We start from the raw sequence: 20,418 nt of genomic DNA on the forward strand, positions 1-20,418 counted from the left end.
GTCAGGCCGGAGGCTGCCAGGCCCCGGTTGGTCGGACACGGGGTGGTCGGACCCGGGTGGGTCGTGCCCGGGGCTGTCGGTCCGGGGTATGACAGACCGGAGGCTGACGGGCTCGGGTGGGTCGGGGCGGAGGCTTTCGGGTCCCGGTTGGCCGGAGCAGGGGTTGGCGGGTCTTGGGTTGTTGTGGGGTGGGGAAGGGTGGAGGCGGGCGGCGTGAGGCATCCTGAGTTTCTGTGGCGGAATCCTGAGCCGAAGCCCGCCTACGACGTGGTCATCGTCGGCGCCGGTGGGCATGGGCTGGCCACCGCCTACTACCTGGCCAAGAACCATGGGATCACCAACGTGGCCGTCCTGGAGAAGGGCTGGCTGGCCGGCGGCAACATGGCCAGGAACACCACGATCATCCGTTCCAACTACCTGTGGGACGAGAGCGCCGCCATCTACGAGCACTCGCTCAAGCTCTGGGAGGGGCTCAGCGACGACCTCGGCTACGACCTGCAGTTCAGCCAGCGGGGTGTGCTCAACCTCGCCCACAACCTGGCCGACGTCCGCGAGGGCAGGCGCAGGGTCAACGCCAACCGCCTCAACGGCGTCGACGCCGAGTGGCTGGAGGCGGACGAGGTCAAGAAGTTCTGCCCGGTCGTCAACGTCTCGGACTCCGCCCGCTACCCGGTCCTCGGCGCCACGCTGCAGCGGCGGGGCGGCATCGCCAAGCACGATCACGTCGCCTGGGCCCTGGCCCGCAAAGCGGACGCCTACGGCATAGACCTCATCCAGAACATCGAAGTCACAGGCTTCGAAATGGTGAAAAATCGGGTCTTGGCCGTCCAGACGACCAGAGGACGGATCGCGGCCGGGAAGGTCGCGCTCGCGGCCGCCGGGCACACCTCCGTGCTCGCCGCCAAAGCCGGGTTCCCGCTGCCGCTGCAGTCCCACCCCCTCCAGGCCCTCGTCTCCGAACTGCTGGAGCCGGTCCTCGACTGCGTCGTGATGTCCAACGCCGTCCATGTCTACGTCAGCCAGGCCCACAAGGGCGAACTGGTCATGGGCGCCGGAATCGACTCCTACAACTCCTACGGCCAGCGCGGCGCCTTCCACGTCATCGAAGCCCAGATGGCCGCGGCCCTGGAGCTGTTCCCGATCTTCAGCCGGGTCCGGGTGCTGCGCACCTGGGGCGGCGTCGTGGACGTCTCGCCCGACGCCTCCCCGATCATCGGCAGGACGCCGGTCGACGGCCTGTTCGTCAACGCGGGCTGGGGCACCGGCGGCTTCAAGGCCACCCCCGGCTCCGGCTGGGTCTACGCCCACACGATCGCCCATGACGAGCCGCATCCGCTGGCCGTACCCTTCGCGCTGGAGCGGTTCACCACCGGCGCCCTCATCGACGAGCACGGAGCCGCGGCGGTGGCGCACTGATGATGCTGATCGACTGCCCGCACTGCGGGCCACGCGACGAGAACGAGTTCACCTACGGCGGCCAGGCCGGGATCACCTACACCCCGGACGCGGACGACGAGGCGTGGGCCGGATACCTGTTCATGCGCGACAACCCCAAGGGCTGGTTCCACGAGCGCTGGTTCCACGCGCACGGCTGCCGGACCTGGTTCACCGTGCACCGCCACACCGTCACCCACGAGATGAGGCCGCACCCGTGAGGTTCACCTTCGACGAGCGGACCTACGAGGGGCGGCCGGGCGACACGCTCGCCGCCGCGCTGCTGCGCAACGGCGTGCGCGTGGTCGGGCGCAGCGTCGACCTGGGCCGCCCGCGCGGCGTCTTCTCCGCGGGCCCCGAGGAGCCGAACGCGCTGGTCCGCGTGGGCGCCGACCCCATGCTCGCGGCCACGACGGTCGAGCTGTACGAGGGCCTGGCCGCGTGGAGCCTGCGCGGCAAGGGCCGCGTCGACCTGTCCGAGCCGGACGGGCGCCGCTGCGACAAGGGTTACCTGCACTGCGACGTGCTCGTGGTCGGCGGCGGCCCGGCGGGGCTGGCCGCGGCGCTGGCGGCCGGCGAGTCGGGCGCGCGCGTCATCCTGGTGGACGACCAGCCGGCGTTGGGCGGCGACCTGCTCGCCGGCCGGGCCACGCTGGACGGCCTGCCCGCCCTCGACTGGGTGGCCGAGGTCGCGCACCAGCTCGCGGTGCTGCCCGAGGTGCGGGTGCTGACCAGGACCACCGCGATCGGCTACTACGACGACAACTACCTGACCGCGGTGGAGAAACGCGGCTCGGGCGAGCGCCTGTGGCATCTGCGGGCGCGCCGCGTGGTGCTGGCGACGGGCGCGCAGGAGCGCTCCCTGGCCTTCCCTGACAACGACCGTCCCGGCGTGATGCTCGCCTCCGCGGCGCGTACCTATGCCAACAGGTACGGCGCGCGGCCCGGCACCAGAGCGGTGGTCTTCACCTGCGCCGACTCCGGGCACGAGGCCGCCCGCGACCTGGCGGCGGCGGGGGTGGAGGTGCTCGCGGTCCTCGACGCCCGCGACGGCGCGGAGATCACCGGCACCACCGCCGACGCGGAAGGGGTGCTCACCGGCGTCCGTACGCGCGGCGGCGGGCGGTTCGCGGCCGATCTGCTGGCCGTGGCGGGCGGGTGGAACCCGGTGGTGCACCTGTTCAGCCAGTCGCAGGGCAGGCTGCGGTTCGACGAGGAGTTGCAGGCGTTCGTGCCGCACCTGTCGGCGCAGGCCGAGCGCTCGGCCGGGGCGTGCAGAGGCCTGTACGGCACCGCCGAGGCGATCGCGGACGGCTTCGCCGCCGGTTCCCAGGCGGCGGGGCTGACCGGGTTCGCCGAGCGGGACAGCCACCATGTCCCGAGCAGTGACGAGCCGCCCCGGAGGCCGCCCGCCGCGCTCTGGGTGATGGGCGACGATCCCGCGACGTCCTTCGCCGACCTCCACCGCGACGTCACCGTGGCCGACCTCCAGCGCGCCTCCGGCACCGGCATGCGCTCGGTGGAGCACGTCAAGCGCTACACCACCGCGGGCACCGGGGCCGACCAGGGCAAGACGGCGGGCGCGGTGGTCGTGGGCGTCATGTCCGCGCTGCTCGGGACGGCGCCGGGCCAGATGGGGACGACGACGTTCCGCCCGCCGTACACGCCGGTGTCCTTCGCGACGCTGGCGGGGCGCGACCGCGGCGCGCTGTCGGACCCCGTGCGGACCACCGCCATGCACGAGTCGCACCTCGCCAGGGGCGCGGTCTTCGAGGACGTCGGCCAGTGGAAGCGCCCGCGCTACTTCCCCCTCGGCCAGGAGGACATGGACGAGGCGGTGCGGCGCGAGTGCCGCGCGGCGCGGACAAGCGTGGCCGCCATGGACGCCTCCACGCTCGGCAAGATCGACATCAGGGGCGCCGGAGCCGGTGAGTTCCTGGACCGGATCTACACCAACATGTACTCGACGCTGGCCGTGGGCGCCTGCCGCTACGGGCTGATGTGCAAGGCCGACGGCATGGTCTTCGACGACGGCACCACGGCCAGGCTCGGGCCCGATCACTTCCTCATGACGACCACGACGGGCAACGCCGCCGCCGTGCTCGACTGGCTGGAGGAGTGGCATCAGACCGAGTGGCCCGAGCTGGACGTGCGGTTCACCTCGGTGACCGACCACTGGGCGACCGTGGCGGTGGCGGGGCCCAAGGCGCGCGAGGTCGTGGCGGCGCTCGCGCCCGAGGCGGCGGAGCTGGCGTTCATGCGGTGCGTGGAGACGCCGGTCGCCGGGGTGGACGGGCGCGTGTTCAGGATCAGCTTCTCGGGAGAGCTGGCCTACGAGGTCAACGTGCCCTGGTGGTACGGCGCCGCGTTGTGGGAGAGCGTGCTGGCCCTGGGGGCGGTGCCGTACGGGACGGAGGCCATGCACGTGCTGCGCGCCGAGAAGGGCTTCGCGATCGTCGGGCAGGAGACCGACGGGACCGTCACCCCGCAGGACCTCGGCATGGCGTGGATCGTCTCGCGCCGCAAGCCGGACTACGTCGGCAAGCGCTCGCACGCGCGCCCCGACACCGCACGCGAGGGCCGCAAGCGCCTGGTCGGGCTGCGGCCGGAGGCGTTCGTGGAGGAAGGGGCGCAGCTCGTCGCGCCGGGCGGTCGCGAGATGCTGGGTCACGTGACCTCCAGTTACACCGGCGCCGTGCTGGCGATGGTGCGCGACGTCGCGCCCGGCGACCGGCTGGAGGCGGTGTCGGGCGGGCGTACGGTGCCGGTCACGGTGGTCGAGCCGGTCTTCTACGACCCGGACAACACCCGCCGCGACGGCGACCAGGTAGAGCGCGTCGGCACGGTGGGGGAGTGGCGGCCGGAGAGCCCGGCCGCGCGGTTCGCCCACCGCTTCCTGGCCGCGAGCTCCGAGCGGGTACGGCTGCGCGAGCTGCCGTTCGTGCGCATGTGGGAGGTCCGGGGCCAGGACCCGGGGCAAGGACTGCGCCTGGGCCCCGCCTGGTGGCTGGTGACCGGGGAGAGCGGCCAGGAGGGCTGGACGGACGTCTCCGGCCAGCGCACCGTGCTGGAGCTGTCCGGCCCGGACGCCGTCGAGGTGCTGGTCACCGGCTGCCCGATCGACCTGCACCCCGCGGTCTTCCCCGGATACGCGCAGACGCTGCTCGGAAAGGCGGGGGTGATCCTGGAACGGACCGCCCCGGACGTCTTCCGCGTCTACGTGCGCTCGTCCTTCACCGGCTACCTGGCCGAATGGCTGCTGGACGCGCTCAGCCACCCTGGCTCTGGGAGCAGTCCTCCTTCGAGGTGACCGGCGCGTCCGGCGCGGTGTCGGAGACCGAGACCTTCAGCTGCGCGGTGGAGGCCAGCAGGCTGCCGACCGGCGCGCCCGCCGCCTTCTCGTCCACGACCACGCTGCGCTCGCCGAGCAGCGCGTAGCTCTCCCCGTCGATGATCAGCTCGGAGCGCTGGCCCCGCCAGACGCCGCCGACGCCGAGCCCCTTACGGCCCGCCGCGTCCTCGGCCCCCTCGGTGACCGTGATGCCGGGCAGCGTGCCCAGCGCCTTGAACAGCGCGGCCCGCTGCGCCGGCGGCATGTACGCCTCACGCAGCAGTTCGCTGGCGCCGTCCCAGACCGCGAACTCGGGCCCGACCTGCTTGTCGCCATCGCTGGGGAAGGTCTTGTGCAGCCACGCCTTCATCGCCTCGGCGTCGGTGGGCAACTGCTTGAGCGTCGCGTAGTCCTTGCTCCACGGGCCCCTCGTGCCGCAGGACGTCAGCGGCATGACCGAGACGCCCCTCTCCTCGTAGGCCTGCTTCGGGATCTCCCAGCCGGGGTAGGCGACCGGGTCGATGCTCTCGATCTGGAGCACGCCGTCACGCCCCTGGGCGTCCTGCTTCCCGTCGGCCCTGAGCCAGATCTTCCGCTTCGTCCGGTACAGCCAGCGCTCCTCCGTGTTCTCGCCGATCGCATACGAGGCGAACATGGTCTGCGACTCGGTGACGACATACTGGTCGTCGCGTGGCTCCAGCTCCTCGACAGCGGCCCCCGCCGCACGGTCGAACACCTGCTCCGCCGACATGAGCGCGATCTTCGGCAGCGCGACGGGCGCGCTCTGCCGCGGGCTCACGCGAGGGGTCTCGGCGGGCAGGAACACGGCCGCGCCCACGCCGACCGCGAGCGCGAGCGCTCCCGCCACGGCGAAGGTGTACGGCTTGCGCCACGCGAGGCGCTTCCTGCCCGCCGCGACCAGCTGATCCCTGGCCATGGCCTTGGTGCCGGGATCGTAGGGGGGGACGTCGGGACGTGCCTGGTTGACCTGGTCGAACTCGTTCATGGTGTGCCTTCCAGGGCGCTGCGGATCTTGGCTCGGGTGCGTGACAGGCGCGAGCGCACGGTGCCCACCGGGATGCCCAGCGCCTCCGACGCCTGCTCGTAGGACAGCTCGGCCCAGGTGACGAGGAACAGCAGTTCCCGCTCGGCCGCGCCGAGCTTGGCCAGGGCGGCGGCCAGGCTGGGGCCGAGCCGTTCGGCGTCCATCCGGTCGACGCTGCGCTGCTCGAACGCCTCGCCGTCCGGCTCGGCCGTGCGGGCGAGCGCCCTGAGCTTCCTGGTCTCGGTACGGCGGTGCTTGGAGATGAGGTTGGCGGCGATGCCGTACAGCCAGGGGCGGGCGTCGGGGCGCGTGAGGTCGTAGCGCCGGCGCTTGCGGAAGGCGACCAGGAAGGTCTCGGCGGTCACGTCGTCGGCCAGGCTCACCTGGTCGGCGCCGAGCCGCCGGGCGGCGTAGCGGTGGATCTCGTCCGCGTGCAGGTCGAAGATGCGGGCGAAACGATCGGGCTCGGCCAGCGACTCCGCGATGACGGCGGCGTCGGCGTCGGCCGTCGGACGGCCGGACAGCGCGGCGCTCACCACAGCGTGAGTCTTTCCATGGGGGCTTTCCTTCCGTAGGGCGCGTTCGCGCCCTTCACCCCGTTCTCACCCGCACCGGCTGTTCGGTTCCCAAGATCTTTTGAAAGGCTGAATCAGGATATTAAGGAATTTGCCCTGTTTAGACTCTAGGGGGAGTCGCTTGACCATTTCTTGGCATGGAGGTTGCGGTGCGCGTACGTCGTCTCGCGGGCGGGCTGGCCGTCGTCGCGGCGCTGGCCGCCGGGTGCGGAGGGTTGCAGGCCGGGGTGGAGCAGGGGACCGACAAGTCCACGACTCCGGTCAAGGCAGGCGAGGCACGCAAGAAGCTGGACAAGCTCTCGGTCAAGGGGCGGGCGCCGCGTACCGGCTTCGAGCGCGAGAAGTTCGGCCCCGCGTGGGCCGACGTCGACCGCAACGGCTGCGACACGCGCAACGACATCCTCAAGCGCGACATGCGCGAGGAGAAGTTCAAGGCGGGCACCCACGACTGCATCGTGCTCACGGGCGTGCTCGACGACCCCTACAGCGGCAAGACGATCAAGTTCAAGCGCGGCAACGACACCAGCATGGCCGTGCAGATCGACCACGTGATCCCGCTGTCCGACGCCTGGCAGAAGGGCGCCCAGCAGTGGGCGGACGGCAAGCGCCGGGAGTTCGCCAACGACCCGCTCAACCTCATGGCCGTCGACGGGCCGCTCAACAGCCAGAAGAGCGACTCCGACGCGGCCACCTGGCTGCCGCCGCGCAAGGGCTACCGGTGCGCCTACATCGCGCGGCAGATCGACGTGAAGGTCAAGTACGCGCTCTGGGTGACGGCCGCGGAGAAAGAGGCCATGGAGCGCGTACTCGACGGGTGCTGAGGATCAGTCGTCGTCGTCGGCCTTCTCGGTCCTGTTCTTGAGCACCTTGCCGCTGGCCGAGTCAAGCTCCAGCTCGTGCTCGGTGCCGCCCTTGATCAGCTCGACGTCCCAGGTGCCGTCGTCGTCGTGGTCGACCGAGCGCACCCAGGCGCCGGGGACCTGCTTCTTGGCGATGTCGATGGCCTGCTCGACCCCGACCTTCGGGGCGACGGGCGCGTTGACCGAGGCGTAGGCGACGCCGCCGCCCGCGAGCAGGACCACGGCGCCGGCGCCGGCGATGACGATCTTCTTGGTGATGTTCATGGGTCAAGAAAAGCGCGATCAACGGTAAAGCCGCGCTGTGGCAACCCTAAGGCTGGGTTAACCCGAGTATCAGCTCGACCGCGGCCCTCGACACCGTCATCGCGCCACCCGACGACTCGGCCGTACGGCGGGCGATGTCCAGGCCCAGCCCGGTGGAGCCGCCCGCACTTGAGCCGCGTTCCTGCAGTTCGGGTGGGAACCCGGGGCCCTCGTCGGCGACGGTCAGGGCGGCGCCCTTCTCGTGCGGCGCCAGCCGTACGGAGAAGGCGACCCCCTCGGGGGTGTGGGCGAAGACGTTGCCCAGCAGCGCGTCCACGCACGCCGCCAGCTCGGCCGCGCCCACCGCGACCTCCAGCGGCCCGCCGGGCAGCTCGACCGTGAGGGCGCGCTCCTGATCCTCGGCCAGCACCGCCCAGAACCGCACCCGATCGCCCACCACCGCCGTCGCGTCGCACGAGGCCTGCGGCGGCCGGACGCCGGTGCGGCCGCGGGCCTCGGTGATGACGGCGTTCACCGCGCGTTCCAGGGCGTCGGCGCGCTCGCCGATGCGGGCCGCCTCCTCCGGGTCGCGCAGCGACTCGGCGTCCAGGCGCAGGCCGGTCAGCGGCGTGCGCAGGCGGTGCGACAGGTCCGCCACCGACTCGCGCTCACTGGCGAGCAGGTCGCCGATCCGGCCCGCCAGGTGGTTGAGCGCCAGGCCCACCGACTCCACCTCGGGCGGCCCGCCCGGCTCCGCCCGCGCCTCCAGGTCGCCTCCCGCCAGCCGGTGGGAGACCCGCGCCAGCTCGTCCACCGGCCGCGTCACCCGCACCGCCAGCCGGTCGGCCAGCACGATCCCCAGCACCACCAGCGCGAGCCCGAGCAACAACAGCGCCAGCCACGCCTCCCGCACACCCGCGAACAGCTCCGCGTCGCTCACGAACACCCGGATCACCACCGGGCCCTGCGCGGACCTGACCGAGACCAGGACCTCCCTGCCGCCCGCCGCCTCCGCGGTCACGCTGCGCCCCGCGCGCGCCAGCCGGACCGCGTCCGACTCCCGCGCTCGCGCGCCCACGACCCGCCCGTCCGGCAGGAACACCGACACGGGCGCGGGCACCCGCTCGACCGCCAGCTCCAGGTCCGGCGTGCCCACGGCCACGACCACCGACTCGGCCGCGCTGGTGGCCCGCGCCATGGCGCCGTTCTCGGCCACCGAGCGGATCAGCAGCGCCATCGGCACCAGCAGCGCGATCAGCACCACCGACGTCGTGGCCGCCACCAGCAGCCCCAGCCAGCGCCTCACGCGGGCCCGACCAGCTTGACGCCGACGCCCCGGACGGTGTGGAGGTAGCGGGGTTCCGAGGCGGTCTCGCCGAGCTTTCTGCGCAGCCACGACAGGTGGACGTCGACGGTCTTGTCGGCGCCGCCGTACGGGAGCTGCCAGACCTCCGTGAGCAGCTCTCGCTTCGAGACCACTTCGCCCGCGCGGGCGGCCAGGTAGTGCAGCACGTCGAACTCCCGCGGCGTCAGGTCCAGCGGTGTCCCGTCGAGCGCCGCCACCCGCGAGCGCGGATCGACGCTCAGCCCGCCGACCTTCACCGACGCGTCAGGGCGATCTTCCGCGGTACGGCGCAGCACCGCCTTGACCCGGGCGTTGAGCTGGGCGGCGCTGAACGGCTTGACCACGTAGTCGTCGGCGCCCGCGTCGAGGACCGGGACCATCTCGGCGTCGCCGTCGCGCGCCGTGGCCACGATCACCGGCACCTGGCTGACCGAGCGCAGCATGCGCAGCAGCTCCAGGCCGTCGAGGTCGGGCAGGCCGAGGTCGAGCACGACCAGGTCGGGGCGGTCCTGCACGGCCAGGCGCAGGCCGTCGAGGGCGGTGGACGAGGATGAGACGGCGTGACCCAGCTCGCGCAAACCCCTGGTCAGGGCGGTGCGGATGGTCACGTCGTCCTCGATGAGGAGGATGGAGGCCATATAACTCCACGTTAACCTGGCGTTAGACCTGGTTGGGGGAGTGTGGGGCCGTGAAGAGACTGATGCTGGCATGGGCGGTGACCGCGCTGGCCGCTGCCGGGGTGGCGGTGGCGGTGCTCGGGCTCCTGGGCGGCGTCCTCACCGGCCAGTCCGGAAATGTCATGACGCAGGCGGAAGCCCGCTCCGCGCTCGCCACCCTCCCGTCGGCCAACCCCACCGGCTCTCCGACGGACCCCGGCGCCTCCCCGTCCACGGCGCCGACCGGCGGCGGTGCTCCCGTGGGCAAGGTGATCAAGACGCGGGGCGGCACCGTCATCGCCACCTGCTCGGCCGGGCAGGTCAGCCTCCGCAACTGGAGCCCCTCCCAGGGCTACTCCGTCGACGACCCCGAGCCCGGCCCCGCCTCCTCCCTGAAGGTCGAGTTCGACCGGGAGGAAGGCGAGGACGTCGAGGTCGTGGTCCGCTGCCAGAACGGCCGGCCGGTCATCTAGCCTTCCGCGCTCAGCGCCGCCTTGGTCAGTTCCGCCTGGCGGCGGATCTGGCGCATCACGACCGGGTTCAGGTTCTTGGCCTCGAAGGTCGCGATCATCGTGTCCATGACCGCGTGGGCCTGGGCCAGGTCGCCCTGGCGGGCCTCGGCGCGGGCCAGGCGCCGCATGACCATGTTGAGCGTGATGTTGTCGATCGAGGCGTCCCTGACGACCACGCCGAGCTGCTCGATGCTCTCCTTGGTGTCCGGCGGGCGGATGCGCAGGTTCTTGGCCGGGGTCAGGTCCTTGAACTCCCGCCCCGCGTTGAGCCCCTTCACCATCCGGGCGTAGACGGACAGGGGGTGCGAGCCGTATCGGGAGATCACCTCGTCCAGCGCGTCGTTGCCCGAGCGCAGCGCCGGAGAGTCGGAGCCGAGCAGTGAGAACAGCTTGCCCTGCTCCTCGCCCAGCATCAGCTCGGCCACCCGGTGGTCGTCGGCGGAGACCGGGTAGCCGACCCTGACCGCGCAGACGTTGGAGACGATGCGCGAGCCGTCGCCCGCGATGTACTGGGCGCGCACCTGGTACTCGCCCGGCTGCTGGAAGTAGTGGCCGTCACGGCCGTGGCCGATGTACGCGCTGCGGTAGACGGCCGGGTTGTTCTCGTCGAGGCGGATGTCCGGCGAGGCGTCCACGCAGTGGCGCATCATCGGGCGGTACACGACCGTGCGGCCGCCGGGCTGCGTGATGCAGACCTGCGTGAACTCCGTGTCCGGGTGCAGGTGGCTGTGCGTGGTCCGCGCCTCGCCCGTGACGCCCAGCTTCAGCTCCACGACGACCGGCTCGCCGAAGCCGAACGACTCCTTGGCCCGCAGCTCCAGCCGCAGCCCCGACTGGTCCATGACGGGCTGCTCGAACGGGTCGATCTCGGCGGCGCCGGTGCCGAACGCGTTGGCGCCCATCGCGACGTCGCGGAAGAAGCCGTGGCGCAGATGGACCAGCTCCACGTCGGTGAACTGGAACGGGAAGGCCGACCAGTAGCCCTGTTCGCCGCCTGGGCGGTAGTTCTGCACGTAGTTCATCCACGACAGGTCGCCGAAGCCGCCGTTCGGGCCCAGCGGCTGGGGTGGGGTTGCCAGGTTCTTCTGCCAGGAGTGCAGCAGGTTGAAGGCGTGGCCCAGCTCGTGGACGTACGTGCGGAGCTGGGCGCGTTGCGCCTGCGGGCTCTGGCCCTGGATGGCGTCGTAGAAGACGGCCGCGCCCTGCCGCTGGAAGCCGTCGTTGTAGTCGAACATGATGCCCCGGTAGCCGCCCACGTGCTTGCTGGCCACCAGCAGCCAGACCCGCCAGGCGGCGGCGTCGCCGTACCGGCTGAACTGGGTTGTCATCGCATGATGCAGCTCGGCGTCGTCCCAGGCCAGGTCGGCGCCCTCGCCGCCGGTGGGCACCGTGCCCGGCTCGGTGACGCGCAGCTCGATCCCGGCCTCGGCGTAGGCGGCGGGCACGCTGAGCTCACGCGCGGGCGAGCCGGTCGGGCCCGGCAGCGAACCCGTGTCGTACGACACGAACGGCGCCGTCCCGGCCACCGAATCCTGCTCCAGAAGGACGGTGCGGAAGTACGGCGAGACGTAGGCGAGCTGGAAGTCGTCCCCGCCCACGTGCGCGGACGCGCCCTCGTCGGTGACCGTGATGCTGACGCTCGCGGTCGGCACGCTGTAGGTGAACCGGCCGGACCCCCAGACCCGGGTCCTGTCGCCCTCGGCCTGGGTGTTCGGCTGGTCGACGCGGAAGGAGCCCACGTACGAGGTGGTCGCCCCGGCCACCGAGAACAGATCGCCGCTGACCCGTCCGGTGGGTCGTGCTCCGTCGACGTCGACCCTCAGCTCCAGCCGCGAGTCGCCGTTCTGGCCCTGGTACAGCCCGCTGATCATGGGGGGCTCCCTCCCGATGGGGGTTACACCGGGGACGTTCCCCTCGCTGAGGGAGCCTGTCAACAGGCCGTTTCAGCGAGCTCCGCGGACCTGGAGGGAGCTGAGGAGTTCCTCGGAGGCCTGGGTGATCGACTCCACCGCGCGGTCGAAGGCCTCCGCGTTGTGTGCGGCGGGCGCGCGAAATCCCGAGATCTTGCGCACGAACTGCAGCGCCGCGGCCCGCACGTCCTCCTCGGTCACGTCTTCGGTGTACGGCGGGCGCAGCGTCTTGATGCTTCTACACATGCCTCAACGGTAATAGCCGATGCGCTGACTGATCTCGCGGGCACCCGCCGCCAGGATCGCGCCGACCTCCGGCAGGCGCTCGGCCGTCAGCCGGTACGACGGTCCCGACGCGCTGACCGCGGCCACCACCGAACCGTCCGAGCCGCGCACCGGCGCCGCCACCGCGTTCAGGCCCAGCTCCAGCTCCTCGACCGTGCCCGCCCAGCCGCGCTCCCTGATCTCGGCCAGGGCGAGGCCCTCGACCGTGACGATCGTGGCGGGCGTGTAGCGCTCCAGGTCGCGGGGGAGCGGCAGCGCGCCGAAGGCCAGCAGGACCTTGCCGCTGGAGGTGGCGTGGGAGGGGGTGCGCTGGCCCACCCAGTTGTGTCCGCTGATGGCCGACGGGCCGCGTACCTGGCTGATGTTGACGGCGTGGCCGTCCTGGGGGACCGCGAGGTTGACCGTCTCGCCGACGTCCTCGGCCAGGCGGCGGCAGACCTCCCGGCTCTCCTTGGACAGGTCGAGCTGCGCGGTGGCCGCCCCGGCCAGCCTGACCACCCCGAACCCGAGCCGGTAGCGCCCGCGATCGCCGCTCTGCTCGACCAGGCCGCCCTGTTCGAGGGCGTTGAGCAGGCGGAACGCGGTGGACTTGTGCACGTCCAGCTCCACGGCCAGGTCCGTCACCCGGGTGGCGCCCTTGCTGGCGAGAATCTCCAGGATCGCGATCGCCCGATCCACCGACTGCACCGAGCTGTTGCTCATGACGCAACACTACTGGGTTCTGTCGGTGCCGGGTGGGAAGCTCTCGCTCATGGAGTTCTCGGAAGGCACACCCTGCTGGGTGCAACTGCTGACACCCGACGCCGCCGCGGCCAAGCGCTTCTACGGCGGCCTGTTCGGCTGGACCTTCGACGAGCGCGGCGCCTGGGCCGTGTGCCTGGACGGCACCCGCCCCGTCGCCCAGATCACGCAGGCCCCGGGAGAGGCGTGGGAGGTCTATCTGACCACCCCCGACCTCGCCGCGGCCGCGGCCAGGGTCCCGGCCGCCGGCGGCACCCTCCTGGAAGAACCCTTCGACGTCCCCGGCCACGGCCACTACGCCCGGGCCGCCGACCCGGCCGGGACCCCGTTCGTGCTGTGGCAGCCGAGGGAGTTCACGGGCGGCGGCGTGCACTGGCTCGACCTCAACACCCGGGACGGCGAGCGGATCGACGCCTTCTACACCGCCGTCCTGTCCTACGACCCGCATCCGGCGGCCGGCGACTACACGTTGTGGCACTCCGGCGGCCGGCCGGTGGCGGGCCGCCTGGAGATGAACGACGCCGAGTGGGCCGGCGTCCCCGAGCACTGGATGACGTACTTCGCGGTGGCGGACGTGGACTCCGTGGCCTCGTTGGCCGAAGACCTGGGCGGCACCGTGGGCCATGGCCCCGTGGCCTCCCCCCACGGCCGCCTGGCCATCATCGGCGACCCCACCGGCATCCCCTTCACCGCCATCACCCCCACCTAACCACAACCCCACCCGCTGCCCCGTGGGCTCCCGCCCGGAAGGCACCCGCCCCCGGCCCCGCACCGTGCCGCCCTGCGGACCGTTCCCCGGCGCTGCCCCGCGCCGCGTCGCCTCGCGGCGTGCCGCCGTCACCGCGCCGTCCCGCCCCGGCGCTGCGCCGTGCCGCGCCGTTGGCGGCACGCGTGTGGGGTCGGCCAGCGCGTCAGGTCGATGGTGGTCGCCCGTGTCTGTCGGTGACGCATGCGGGGTCCTCGCGCCCGCGTGTGTGGTGCGTTCGCGGAGTGACGTGGCTGTTCGTCTGGCGCGCTTGTGGAGTGGCCGGGGTCGCGGTGGCTGTCCGGTTGGGTTCGGGGTGTTACCCCGATGCGGGTCCCGGGATGGGGGTCAGGGGGTGGGGCTGAGTTCTGCGCCGAAGGCGGTGGCGATCTTGCGCATGCCGGTGGCGAGTTCGTCCCGGTCCAGGGCGTCGATGCGTTCGGCCGGGCCGGATACCGACATGGCGGCCACCACGCGGTTGCCGTCCTGTACCGGTACCGCCAGGCAGTGCACGCCCAGCTCCTCCTCGCCCAGGTCCATCGCGTAGCCGCGGACGCGGACCCGGTCCAGTTCGGCGAGCATCGCCTGCGGGTCGGTGATGGTGTTGGCGGTCTTGCGGGGCATGCCGGTGCGCTCGAACAGGCTGAGGGCCTCGTCGGTGGCCCGGTCGGCGAGCAGTACCTTGCCGACGGCCGTGCTGTGCGGCAGCACCCGCCGCCCGACCTCGGCGAACATCCGCAGCCGCCGCGGCGACGGCACCTGCGCCACGTAGACGATGAAGTCGCCCTCCAGCACGGCCAGGTTCGCCGTCTCACCGGACAGCTCGACCATCCTCGTCAGGTACGGCTGCGCCCACACCCCGACCATCCGCTCGGCGACGCCGCCCAGCCGTACCAGCCCGCCACCGAGGGCGTAGCGCCGGTCGGACTCCTGCCGCACGTAGCCGCGTGACAGCAGGGTCTGCAACAGGCGGTGGATCGTCCCGTACGGCAGGCCCGTCCTGGCCGCGATCTCCGACAGACCGGCTTCGCCGCCGTGCTCGGCCAGCGCCTCCAGCACGTCGAGCGCCCGATCGACCGACTGCACGCTCACCCGCTCACCCCCGACTCGCTCCCCACCCGGCTCCCCGGGCAACTTACTCCCGTTCCACCCACCTCCAGACCAACCCGGCCCCGGTACGGCAGGCATGGCGGGCTCACAGGGGGACGCCGCGTAGGGACGCGTCGAGAACCTCGGCCGTGTGGGCGACGCGGATCGAGCCCCCCGCCCGCGTCATCGCCGAGGCGATCTGCATCGTGCATCCCGGATTGGCCGACACCAGCACCTCGGCCCCGGTCGACGCCACCGACTTGGCCTTGCGGTCGCCCAGGTCGCGGGCGGCTTCGGGCTGGAAGATGTTGTACGTGCCCGCCGAGCCGCAGCAGATCGCCGCGTCCGGCACCTCGCGCACCGACAGGCCGGGGATGGCCGACAGGAGCGCGCGCGGCTCGGCCCGGATGCCCTGGGCGTGGGCGAGGTGGCAGGCGTCGTGGTAGGCGATGGTCAGGGGCAGGGGGTGGCGGGTGGCGGCGGGGCCCAGTTCGGCGAGCCATTCGGCCAGGTCGACGGTCCTGATGGCGCGGGCCCTGGCCGCCCAGTCGGGCCGGTCGGCGAGCAGTTCGCCGTACTCCTTCATGGAGGAGCCGCAGCCGGCGGCGTTGACGACGACGGTGGTGACGCCGGCGCGTTCGAAGGTGCGGATGGTGCGTCTGGCGAAGCGGCGGGCCTGGTCTTCGCGGCCGGAGTGCACGCTGAGGGCCCCGCAGCAGCCCTGGCCGGGCGGGATCACGACCTCGCAGCCCTCCAGCGCGAGCACGCGCGCGGTCGCCGCGTTCACCTGCGGGAAGAACTCACCCTGTACGCACCCGGTGAGCATGCCGACGACGGCCCGGCGCGGCCCCCGGGCACGGACACGGCGCGGCAGGCGCTGGCGGCGGGTGACCCGGGGCGCGAGGGCGGCCATGGCGCCGAGGCTGGGGTGCACACGCTCCAGGAAGGGCGCCATCCGCTCAGCCAGCCCGATACCAGGACGCAACAGCCGCAACCGCCGCGGATAGGGGAACAGGCTGAAGACGATCCCCCGCACCGCACGCTCGCGCGGGTCGCGCACGTGCACGCGTTCGACCTCGGCGCGCGTCTGCTCGATCAGCCGGTCGTACTTCACCCCGGACGGGCACGCGGTCACACACGCCATGCACCCGAGGCACGCGTCGAAATGCCCGGCCATCTCGGGTGTGACCGGTGTGCCGTCGGTGTGCTGCTTCATGAGGTGGATCCGCCCGCGCGGAGAATCCATCTCCTCGCCCCACAACACGTAGGTCGGGCAGGTCGGCAGGCAGAACCCGCAGTGCACGCAGTCCTTGATCAGCTTCGGGTCCATGCTAGATCCCTCCCACGAACCGGCCGGGGGACATCCTGCGCCCGGGATCGAACCGCTCCTTCACCCGCCGCATCAGCGGCAGCGCGGACACCTCACCCCACCGGTCCATCCGGTACGGCGAAGCCAGCACGCCGACCCGCGCCCCCGCCTCCCGCAGCCCGGCGACGGCGGGCCCGAACCCGGCCCCGTCCCCCCAGAGAAAGAACCGGCCGGAGACGGGAGACCCGCGCAGCGCCAGCCCCGTTCCCGCCAAAACGTCCAGAACGCCACCGACCCGATCGGGCAGGCAACGCACCTCGGCCAGCGACTCGCCCTCGCCGGCCGTACCCCACCAGCCGGGCATCGAGGAGGTGACCTCCTCCAGAAGTGTCCGTGCGCGCGGGGCGGCGGAGGCGCCTTCGACCAGGGCGGCCAGCGTGACCGGTCCGGAAGGGTCCGGCCAGTCGAGTTCGACCGCCGCGGGCTCGGCCTGCGCGGCGGCCAGCCGTACCGCGGCCTCCTGGACCTGCGACGGGGCCACGCGCGCCTGGACCCACGCGCGCTCGGCGGGCAGCGGATGCAGGCGGAAGGTGGCCTCGGCGATCACCCCGAGCGTCCCGAACGAGCCGGTGAAGAGCTTGCCGAGGTCGTAGCCGGCGACGTTCTTGACGACCTTGCCGCCGGACCTGGCGATCGTGCCGTCGGCCAGGACGACGGTGATGCCGATCAGGAGGTCGCGCGGCGTGCCGTACCGGAAGGAGCGGGGGCCGGCGGTCCCGGCGGCGAGCAGCCCGCCGACGGTGGCCTCGTCGCGGAAGGGGCCGTCGTAGACGAGCTCCTGGCCCTGCGCCGCGAGCCGGTCGGCGAGCGCCTCCAGCGTCACCCCGGCCTGCGCGCGGACGACGAGGTCGCCGGCGGCGTGTTCGATGATCTGGTTCATGCAGCAGGTGTCGATCAGCACGTCGCAGCGCTCGGGCGGCGCGCCCCAGTCGAGCTTGGTGCCGCCGCCGACGGGCACGGCGGCGAGGTCGGCCTCGGCGCAGGCGCTCAGCAGCGCGGAGATCTCCTCCACGGACTCCGGCAGCGCGACGTAGGCGGGCGTCACGTCGCCGACGGCGTCGAGCGGACCGGCCTCGCGCAGGGTGACGCCGCTCTTCTCGAGTGCCTTCTCCGTCATCAGAACTGCTCCGCCTTCCCCGACTCGACCAGGGGATGCACGCCCTTCCGCACGCCTGGCACCTCGCCGCAGAGCCGCGGCGTGGGGAAGACCTTGCCGGGGTTCGACAGGTTCCCCGGGTCGAAGGCGCAGCGGACGAGTTGCATGGTGTCGAGATCGTCGTCGGAGAACATCCTCGGCATATATCGGGACTTGTCCACCCCGACCCCGTGCTCACCCGTGATCGATCCGCCGTTCTCGATGCACAGATCGAGGATCTTGCCCGACACCGTCTCGGCGCGCTCGCCCGCCCCCGGCTCCGCGTCGTCGAACAGCACCAGCGGATGCAGGTTCCCGTCCCCGGCGTGGAAGACGTTCGCCACCTTGATCCCGTATTCGGCGGACAGCCGGTCGATGCTCGCCAGCACCGCGGGCAGGCTCGTCCGTGGCACCACGCCGTCCTGCACGATGTACGCCGGGCTGATCCGCCCCACCGCCGCGAACGCCGACTTGCGCCCCTTCCAGATCGCCGCCCGCTCGGCCGGATCGGCCGCCACCCGCAGCTCGAACGCCTGCGCGCAGATCTCCGTGAGCTGCGCGAACTGCCGCTCGACCGCCTCGGCGGGACCGTCCAGCTCCACGATCAGCACCGCGCCCGCCCCCTCGGGATAGGCGCAGGCCACCGCCGCCTCGGCCGCCTCGATCGACAGCGCGTCCATCATCTCGATGGCCGCCGGGACGATCCCCGCCGAGATGATCGCCGACACGGCCTGGCCGCCCTGCTCGATGCTCGCGAAGGCGGCCAGCACCGTCGTCACCGCCTCAGGTGTACGGCTGAGCCGCACCGTCACCTTGGTGGCGATGCCCAGCGTGCCCTCCGAGCCCACGAAGGCCCCGAGCAGGTCGTAACCCGGATCCATCCGGTCAAGCACCACGATGTCCCCGTCGGGGGTGACGATCTCGCAGGCCTCGACGTGGTTGACGGTGAAGCCGTACTTCAGGCAGTGGGCGCCGCCGGAGTTCTCGGCCACGTTGCCGCCGATGGAGCAGATCTGCTGGCTGGAGGGGTCGGGGGCGTAGTAGTAGCCCTGCTCGCGCACCGCCTCGGTGATCGCCAGGTTGGTGACGCCCGGCTCGACGACCGCGCGCCGGTTGGGCAGGTCGATCTCCAGGATGCGCCGCATCTTCGAGGTGACGATGAGCACGCCGTCGGTCCTGGGCAGCGCGCCGCCGGACAGGCCCGTGCCCGATCCCCGGGCGACGAACGGCACGCCGTACCTGTTGCAGAGTTTGACGATCGCGGCGATCTGCTCGGCGGACTCGGCGAGCACCACGACGCCGGGGGTGGCCCGGTGGTAGGTCAGGCCGTCGCACTCGTAGGTGCGCAGGCGTACCGGGTCGGTGATGACCTCGCCCTCACCCGAGGCCACCCCGTGCAGCGCCGTGATGAACTCCGCCAAAGGGGTCATGGCATGCGAGCATAAGCCGGAAGTGTGAGGAACTCCGCGAAATCATCGTCGAGCGCGACCTCCTTGAAGAGCGCCTCGGCCTGGGCGTAGCGCTCGGCGTCGTAGCCGGGCTCCTTCGCGATCTTGGCGAGTTCGTCGGCGATGATCCGCTCGACCAGCTCCTTCGTGACCGTCTCGCCGGTGTCGGCCAGCGCGATGCCGTTGTGGATCCACTGCCAGATCTGCGAACGGGAGATCTCGGCGGTGGCGGCGTCCTCCATGAGGTTGTGGATCGCGACCGCGCCGAGCCCGCCCATCCAGGCGGCCAGGTAGCGCAGGGCGACGTCCACGTTGTTGCGCAGCCCGGTCTCGGTGATGCCGCCGGGGGTGGCCGAGACGCTGAGCAGGTCCTCGGCGCTGACCCGCACGTCCTCGCGGGTGCGGTCGAGCTGGTTGGGACGCTCGCCGAGCACGCCGTCGAAGACCTCACGGCAGATCGGCACCAGGTCGGGGTGGGCCACCCACGAGCCGTCGAAGCCGTCGCCGGACTCGCGGGTCTTGTCCGCGCGCACCTTCTCCAGCGCGACCGCGTTGACCTCGGGGTCGCGGCGGCTCGGGATGAACGCGGCCATGCCGCCGATCGCGTGCGCGCCGCGCTTGTGGCAGGTGCGCACCAGCAGTTCGGTGTACGCGCGCATGAATGGGGCGGTCATCGTCACCGCGTTGCGCTCGGGCAGCAGGAACTCGCGGCCACGCGTGCGGAACTTCTTGATCACGCTGAAGAGGTAGTCCCAGCGGCCCGCGTTGAGACCGGCCGAGTGCTCGCGCAGCTCGTACAGGATCTCCTCCATCTCGAACGCGGCCGGGTACGTCTCGATCAGGACGGTCGCCCGGATCGTGCCCTGGGGGATGCCGAGCGTGTCCTGGGCGTGGACGAAGACGTCGTTCCACAGGCGCGCCTCAAGGTGGGACTCCATCTTCGGCAGGTAGAAGTACGGGCCCTTGCCCTTGGCGAGCTGGCGCCGCGCGCAGTGGAAGAAGTAGAGGCCGAAGTCGAAGAGCGAGGCGGCGACCTCCTGGCCGTCGACCAGGGCGTGCTTCTCGTTGAGATGCCAGCCGCGCGGGCGGACCACGATCGTGGCGAGCTCGTCGTCGGGCCTGAGCGAGTAACTCTTGCCGCCGGTCTCGAAGTCGATGGCGCGGTCGAGGGCGTTGCGCAGGTTGAGCTGGCCGGCGACGCAGTTGTCCCACAGCGGCGCGTTGGCGTCCTCGAAGTCGGCCAGCCAGACCTTTGCGCCGGAGTTGAGCGCGTTGATGGTCATCTTCTGGTCGACCGGGCCGGTGATCTCGACGCGGCGGTCCTCAAGGCCGGGGGCGGGCGCGGAAACCTGCCACTCGCCCTCCCTGATCGCCTTCGTCTCGGGCAGGAAGTCGAGCGTGCCGCCCGCCGACAGCTCGGCCTGCCGCGTCTGCCTGGCCTCCAGGAGTTCCAGGCGGCGGGCGTCGAAACGCCGATGGAGCGCTGCCACGAAGTCGAGCGCCTCCGGGGTAAGAACCTCGTCGAACCGGTCGAGCATCGGGCCGGTGATCTCCATGGGCCGAAACCCCTTTCCATGCCGTGGAAAACCTGTTCTGGATTATGGAAGCGAAGCTACTTCATGAGGGGTCGAGGGTCAAAGACGGGGGTCGGCTAGGGGGCATCCCGGATGCGGGTCCGGGCCCAGGCCGGGAAGA

General features: G+C 71.8%; 19 protein-coding genes. 6 read left to right on the top strand and 13 right to left on the bottom strand.

The genetic code is table 11. The features are described 5' to 3' along the window. Positions 1 to 213: 213 nt before the first annotated feature. Genes ACFWY5_RS22850 through ACFWY5_RS22860 form a run of 3 tightly spaced genes read left to right on the top strand, consistent with a single transcriptional unit; the run spans position 214 to position 4,744 of the window. A complete protein-coding gene (locus ACFWY5_RS22850) occupies positions 214 to 1,416 on the top strand; it encodes a sarcosine oxidase subunit beta family protein (protein WP_379616516.1) in 1,203 nt (400 codons plus the stop codon). Next, positions 1,416 to 1,655, top strand: a complete 240-nt coding sequence (locus ACFWY5_RS22855) for a sarcosine oxidase subunit delta (protein ID WP_379634123.1) — start codon at positions 1,416 to 1,418, stop codon at positions 1,653 to 1,655. The genes ACFWY5_RS22850 and ACFWY5_RS22855 overlap by 1 nt, the downstream gene beginning before the upstream one ends. After that, entirely contained in the window at positions 1,652 to 4,744 is a 3,093-nt protein-coding gene (locus ACFWY5_RS22860; protein ID WP_379634125.1) for a 2Fe-2S iron-sulfur cluster-binding protein, read from the top strand. The genes ACFWY5_RS22855 and ACFWY5_RS22860 overlap by 4 nt, the downstream gene beginning before the upstream one ends. On the opposite strand, the gene ACFWY5_RS22865 is transcribed toward ACFWY5_RS22860, so the two are convergent. Further along, positions 4,704 to 5,771 carry a CU044_5270 family protein gene (locus ACFWY5_RS22865; RefSeq protein WP_379634127.1) on the bottom strand — a complete coding sequence of 356 codons (1,068 nt, stop codon included), beginning with the start codon at positions 5,769 to 5,771 and terminating at the stop codon, positions 4,704 to 4,706. The two genes, ACFWY5_RS22860 and ACFWY5_RS22865, sit on opposite strands and share 41 nt — an antisense overlap. Continuing rightward, a complete protein-coding gene (locus ACFWY5_RS22870; RefSeq protein WP_379634129.1) occupies positions 5,768 to 6,349 on the bottom strand; it encodes an RNA polymerase sigma factor in 582 nt (193 codons plus the stop codon). The genes ACFWY5_RS22865 and ACFWY5_RS22870 overlap by 4 nt, the downstream gene beginning before the upstream one ends. Before the next feature lie 185 nt (positions 6,350 to 6,534). On the opposite strand from ACFWY5_RS22870, the gene ACFWY5_RS22875 reads away from it, so the two are divergent. Beyond that, positions 6,535 to 7,206 carry an HNH endonuclease family protein gene (locus ACFWY5_RS22875; protein ID WP_379616526.1) on the top strand — a complete coding sequence of 224 codons (672 nt, stop codon included), beginning with the start codon at positions 6,535 to 6,537 and terminating at the stop codon, positions 7,204 to 7,206. A 3-nt stretch (positions 7,207 to 7,209) separates the two neighbouring features. Here ACFWY5_RS22875 and ACFWY5_RS22880 read toward each other — a convergent pair whose 3' ends face one another. The 3 genes from ACFWY5_RS22880 to ACFWY5_RS22890 are packed head-to-tail and all read right to left on the bottom strand — an operon-like array spanning position 7,210 to position 9,471. After that, the gene (locus ACFWY5_RS22880; RefSeq protein WP_379634132.1) at positions 7,210 to 7,509 is read right to left on the bottom strand and encodes a PepSY domain-containing protein; all 300 of its coding nucleotides are present in this window, start codon (positions 7,507 to 7,509) and stop codon (positions 7,210 to 7,212) included. Positions 7,510 to 7,555: 46 nt separating this feature from the next. Then, positions 7,556 to 8,794, bottom strand: coding sequence for a sensor histidine kinase (locus ACFWY5_RS22885; RefSeq protein ID WP_379634134.1), 1,239 nt, complete (start codon positions 8,792 to 8,794; stop codon positions 7,556 to 7,558). Then, a complete protein-coding gene (locus tag ACFWY5_RS22890; protein ID WP_379616532.1) occupies positions 8,791 to 9,471 on the bottom strand; it encodes a response regulator transcription factor in 681 nt (226 codons plus the stop codon). Before ACFWY5_RS22890 ends, ACFWY5_RS22885 begins: the two co-directional genes overlap by 4 nt. 50 nt (positions 9,472 to 9,521) lie before the next feature. On the opposite strand from ACFWY5_RS22890, the gene ACFWY5_RS22895 reads away from it, so the two are divergent. Next, positions 9,522 to 9,962, top strand: a complete 441-nt coding sequence (locus ACFWY5_RS22895; protein ID WP_379616534.1) for a hypothetical protein — start codon at positions 9,522 to 9,524, stop codon at positions 9,960 to 9,962. On the opposite strand, the gene ACFWY5_RS22900 is transcribed toward ACFWY5_RS22895, so the two are convergent. The 3 genes from ACFWY5_RS22900 to ACFWY5_RS22910 form a co-directional block, all read right to left on the bottom strand. Further along, positions 9,959 to 11,872 carry a hypothetical protein gene (locus tag ACFWY5_RS22900; RefSeq protein ID WP_379634136.1) on the bottom strand — a complete coding sequence of 638 codons (1,914 nt, stop codon included), beginning with the start codon at positions 11,870 to 11,872 and terminating at the stop codon, positions 9,959 to 9,961. The genes ACFWY5_RS22895 and ACFWY5_RS22900 overlap by 4 nt on opposite strands. Positions 11,873 to 11,944: 72 nt before the next feature. Further along, the gene (locus ACFWY5_RS22905; RefSeq protein ID WP_184966672.1) at positions 11,945 to 12,157 is read right to left on the bottom strand and encodes a DUF2277 domain-containing protein; all 213 of its coding nucleotides are present in this window, start codon (positions 12,155 to 12,157) and stop codon (positions 11,945 to 11,947) included. 3 nt (positions 12,158 to 12,160) lie between these two features. Then, positions 12,161 to 12,898: an IclR family transcriptional regulator gene (locus ACFWY5_RS22910; RefSeq protein ID WP_379616540.1), complete on the bottom strand. Its 738-nt coding sequence runs from the start codon at positions 12,896 to 12,898 to the stop codon at positions 12,161 to 12,163. Between ACFWY5_RS22910 and ACFWY5_RS22915 the strand changes: the two genes are divergently transcribed. After that, a complete protein-coding gene (locus tag ACFWY5_RS22915; protein ID WP_379634139.1) occupies positions 12,897 to 13,646 on the top strand; it encodes a VOC family protein in 750 nt (249 codons plus the stop codon). The genes ACFWY5_RS22910 and ACFWY5_RS22915 overlap by 2 nt on opposite strands. A 384-nt stretch (positions 13,647 to 14,030) precedes the next feature. Here the strand turns inward: ACFWY5_RS22915 and ACFWY5_RS22920 are convergent, their stop codons facing one another. The 5 genes from ACFWY5_RS22920 to aceB all read right to left on the bottom strand — a co-directional run bounded on the left by ACFWY5_RS22920 (position 14,031) and on the right by aceB (position 20,279). Continuing rightward, a complete protein-coding gene (locus tag ACFWY5_RS22920) occupies positions 14,031 to 14,768 on the bottom strand; it encodes an IclR family transcriptional regulator (RefSeq protein WP_379616739.1) in 738 nt (245 codons plus the stop codon). Positions 14,769 to 14,877: 109 nt separating this feature from the next. After that, positions 14,878 to 16,101: a (Fe-S)-binding protein gene (locus tag ACFWY5_RS22925; protein ID WP_379616543.1), complete on the bottom strand. Its 1,224-nt coding sequence runs from the start codon at positions 16,099 to 16,101 to the stop codon at positions 14,878 to 14,880. 1 nt (position 16,102) lies between these two features. Beyond that, positions 16,103 to 17,257, bottom strand: a complete 1,155-nt coding sequence (locus ACFWY5_RS22930) for an FAD-binding oxidoreductase (protein WP_379634141.1) — start codon at positions 17,255 to 17,257, stop codon at positions 16,103 to 16,105. Next, entirely contained in the window at positions 17,257 to 18,705 is a 1,449-nt protein-coding gene (locus ACFWY5_RS22935; RefSeq protein WP_379634142.1) for an FAD-binding oxidoreductase, read from the bottom strand. Before ACFWY5_RS22935 ends, ACFWY5_RS22930 begins: the two co-directional genes overlap by 1 nt. Beyond that, positions 18,702 to 20,279, bottom strand: coding sequence for a malate synthase A (aceB, locus tag ACFWY5_RS22940; RefSeq protein ID WP_379634144.1), 1,578 nt, complete (start codon positions 20,277 to 20,279; stop codon positions 18,702 to 18,704). The genes ACFWY5_RS22935 and aceB overlap by 4 nt, the downstream gene beginning before the upstream one ends. Positions 20,280 to 20,418: the final 139 nt, after the last annotated feature.

Origin of the sequence: Nonomuraea sp. NPDC059007 (assembly GCF_042740555.1) — a bacterium.
GTDB lineage: Bacteria > Actinomycetota > Actinomycetes > Streptosporangiales > Streptosporangiaceae > Nonomuraea.

Coding starts and splice junctions, on each gene's coding strand:
- ACFWY5_RS22880 (WP_379634132.1), bottom strand. CDS start 7,509: ATGAACATCACCAAGAAGATCGTCATCGCCGGCGCCGGCGCCGTGGTC.
- ACFWY5_RS22930 (WP_379634141.1), bottom strand. CDS start 17,257: ATGACGGAGAAGGCACTCGAGAAGAGCGGCGTCACCCTGCGCGAGGCC.
- aceB (WP_379634144.1), bottom strand. CDS start 20,279: ATGGAGATCACCGGCCCGATGCTCGACCGGTTCGACGAGGTTCTTACC.
- ACFWY5_RS22915 (WP_379634139.1), top strand. CDS start 12,897: ATGACGCAACACTACTGGGTTCTGTCGGTGCCGGGTGGGAAGCTCTCG.
- ACFWY5_RS22925 (WP_379616543.1), bottom strand. CDS start 16,101: ATGGACCCGAAGCTGATCAAGGACTGCGTGCACTGCGGGTTCTGCCTG.
- ACFWY5_RS22935 (WP_379634142.1), bottom strand. CDS start 18,705: ATGACCCCTTTGGCGGAGTTCATCACGGCGCTGCACGGGGTGGCCTCG.
- ACFWY5_RS22910 (WP_379616540.1), bottom strand. CDS start 12,898: ATGAGCAACAGCTCGGTGCAGTCGGTGGATCGGGCGATCGCGATCCTG.
- ACFWY5_RS22905 (WP_184966672.1), bottom strand. CDS start 12,157: ATGTGTAGAAGCATCAAGACGCTGCGCCCGCCGTACACCGAAGACGTG.
- ACFWY5_RS22890 (WP_379616532.1), bottom strand. CDS start 9,471: ATGGCCTCCATCCTCCTCATCGAGGACGACGTGACCATCCGCACCGCC.
- ACFWY5_RS22900 (WP_379634136.1), bottom strand. CDS start 11,872: ATGATCAGCGGGCTGTACCAGGGCCAGAACGGCGACTCGCGGCTGGAG.
- ACFWY5_RS22855 (WP_379634123.1), top strand. CDS start 1,416: ATGATGCTGATCGACTGCCCGCACTGCGGGCCACGCGACGAGAACGAG.
- ACFWY5_RS22865 (WP_379634127.1), bottom strand. CDS start 5,771: ATGAACGAGTTCGACCAGGTCAACCAGGCACGTCCCGACGTCCCCCCC.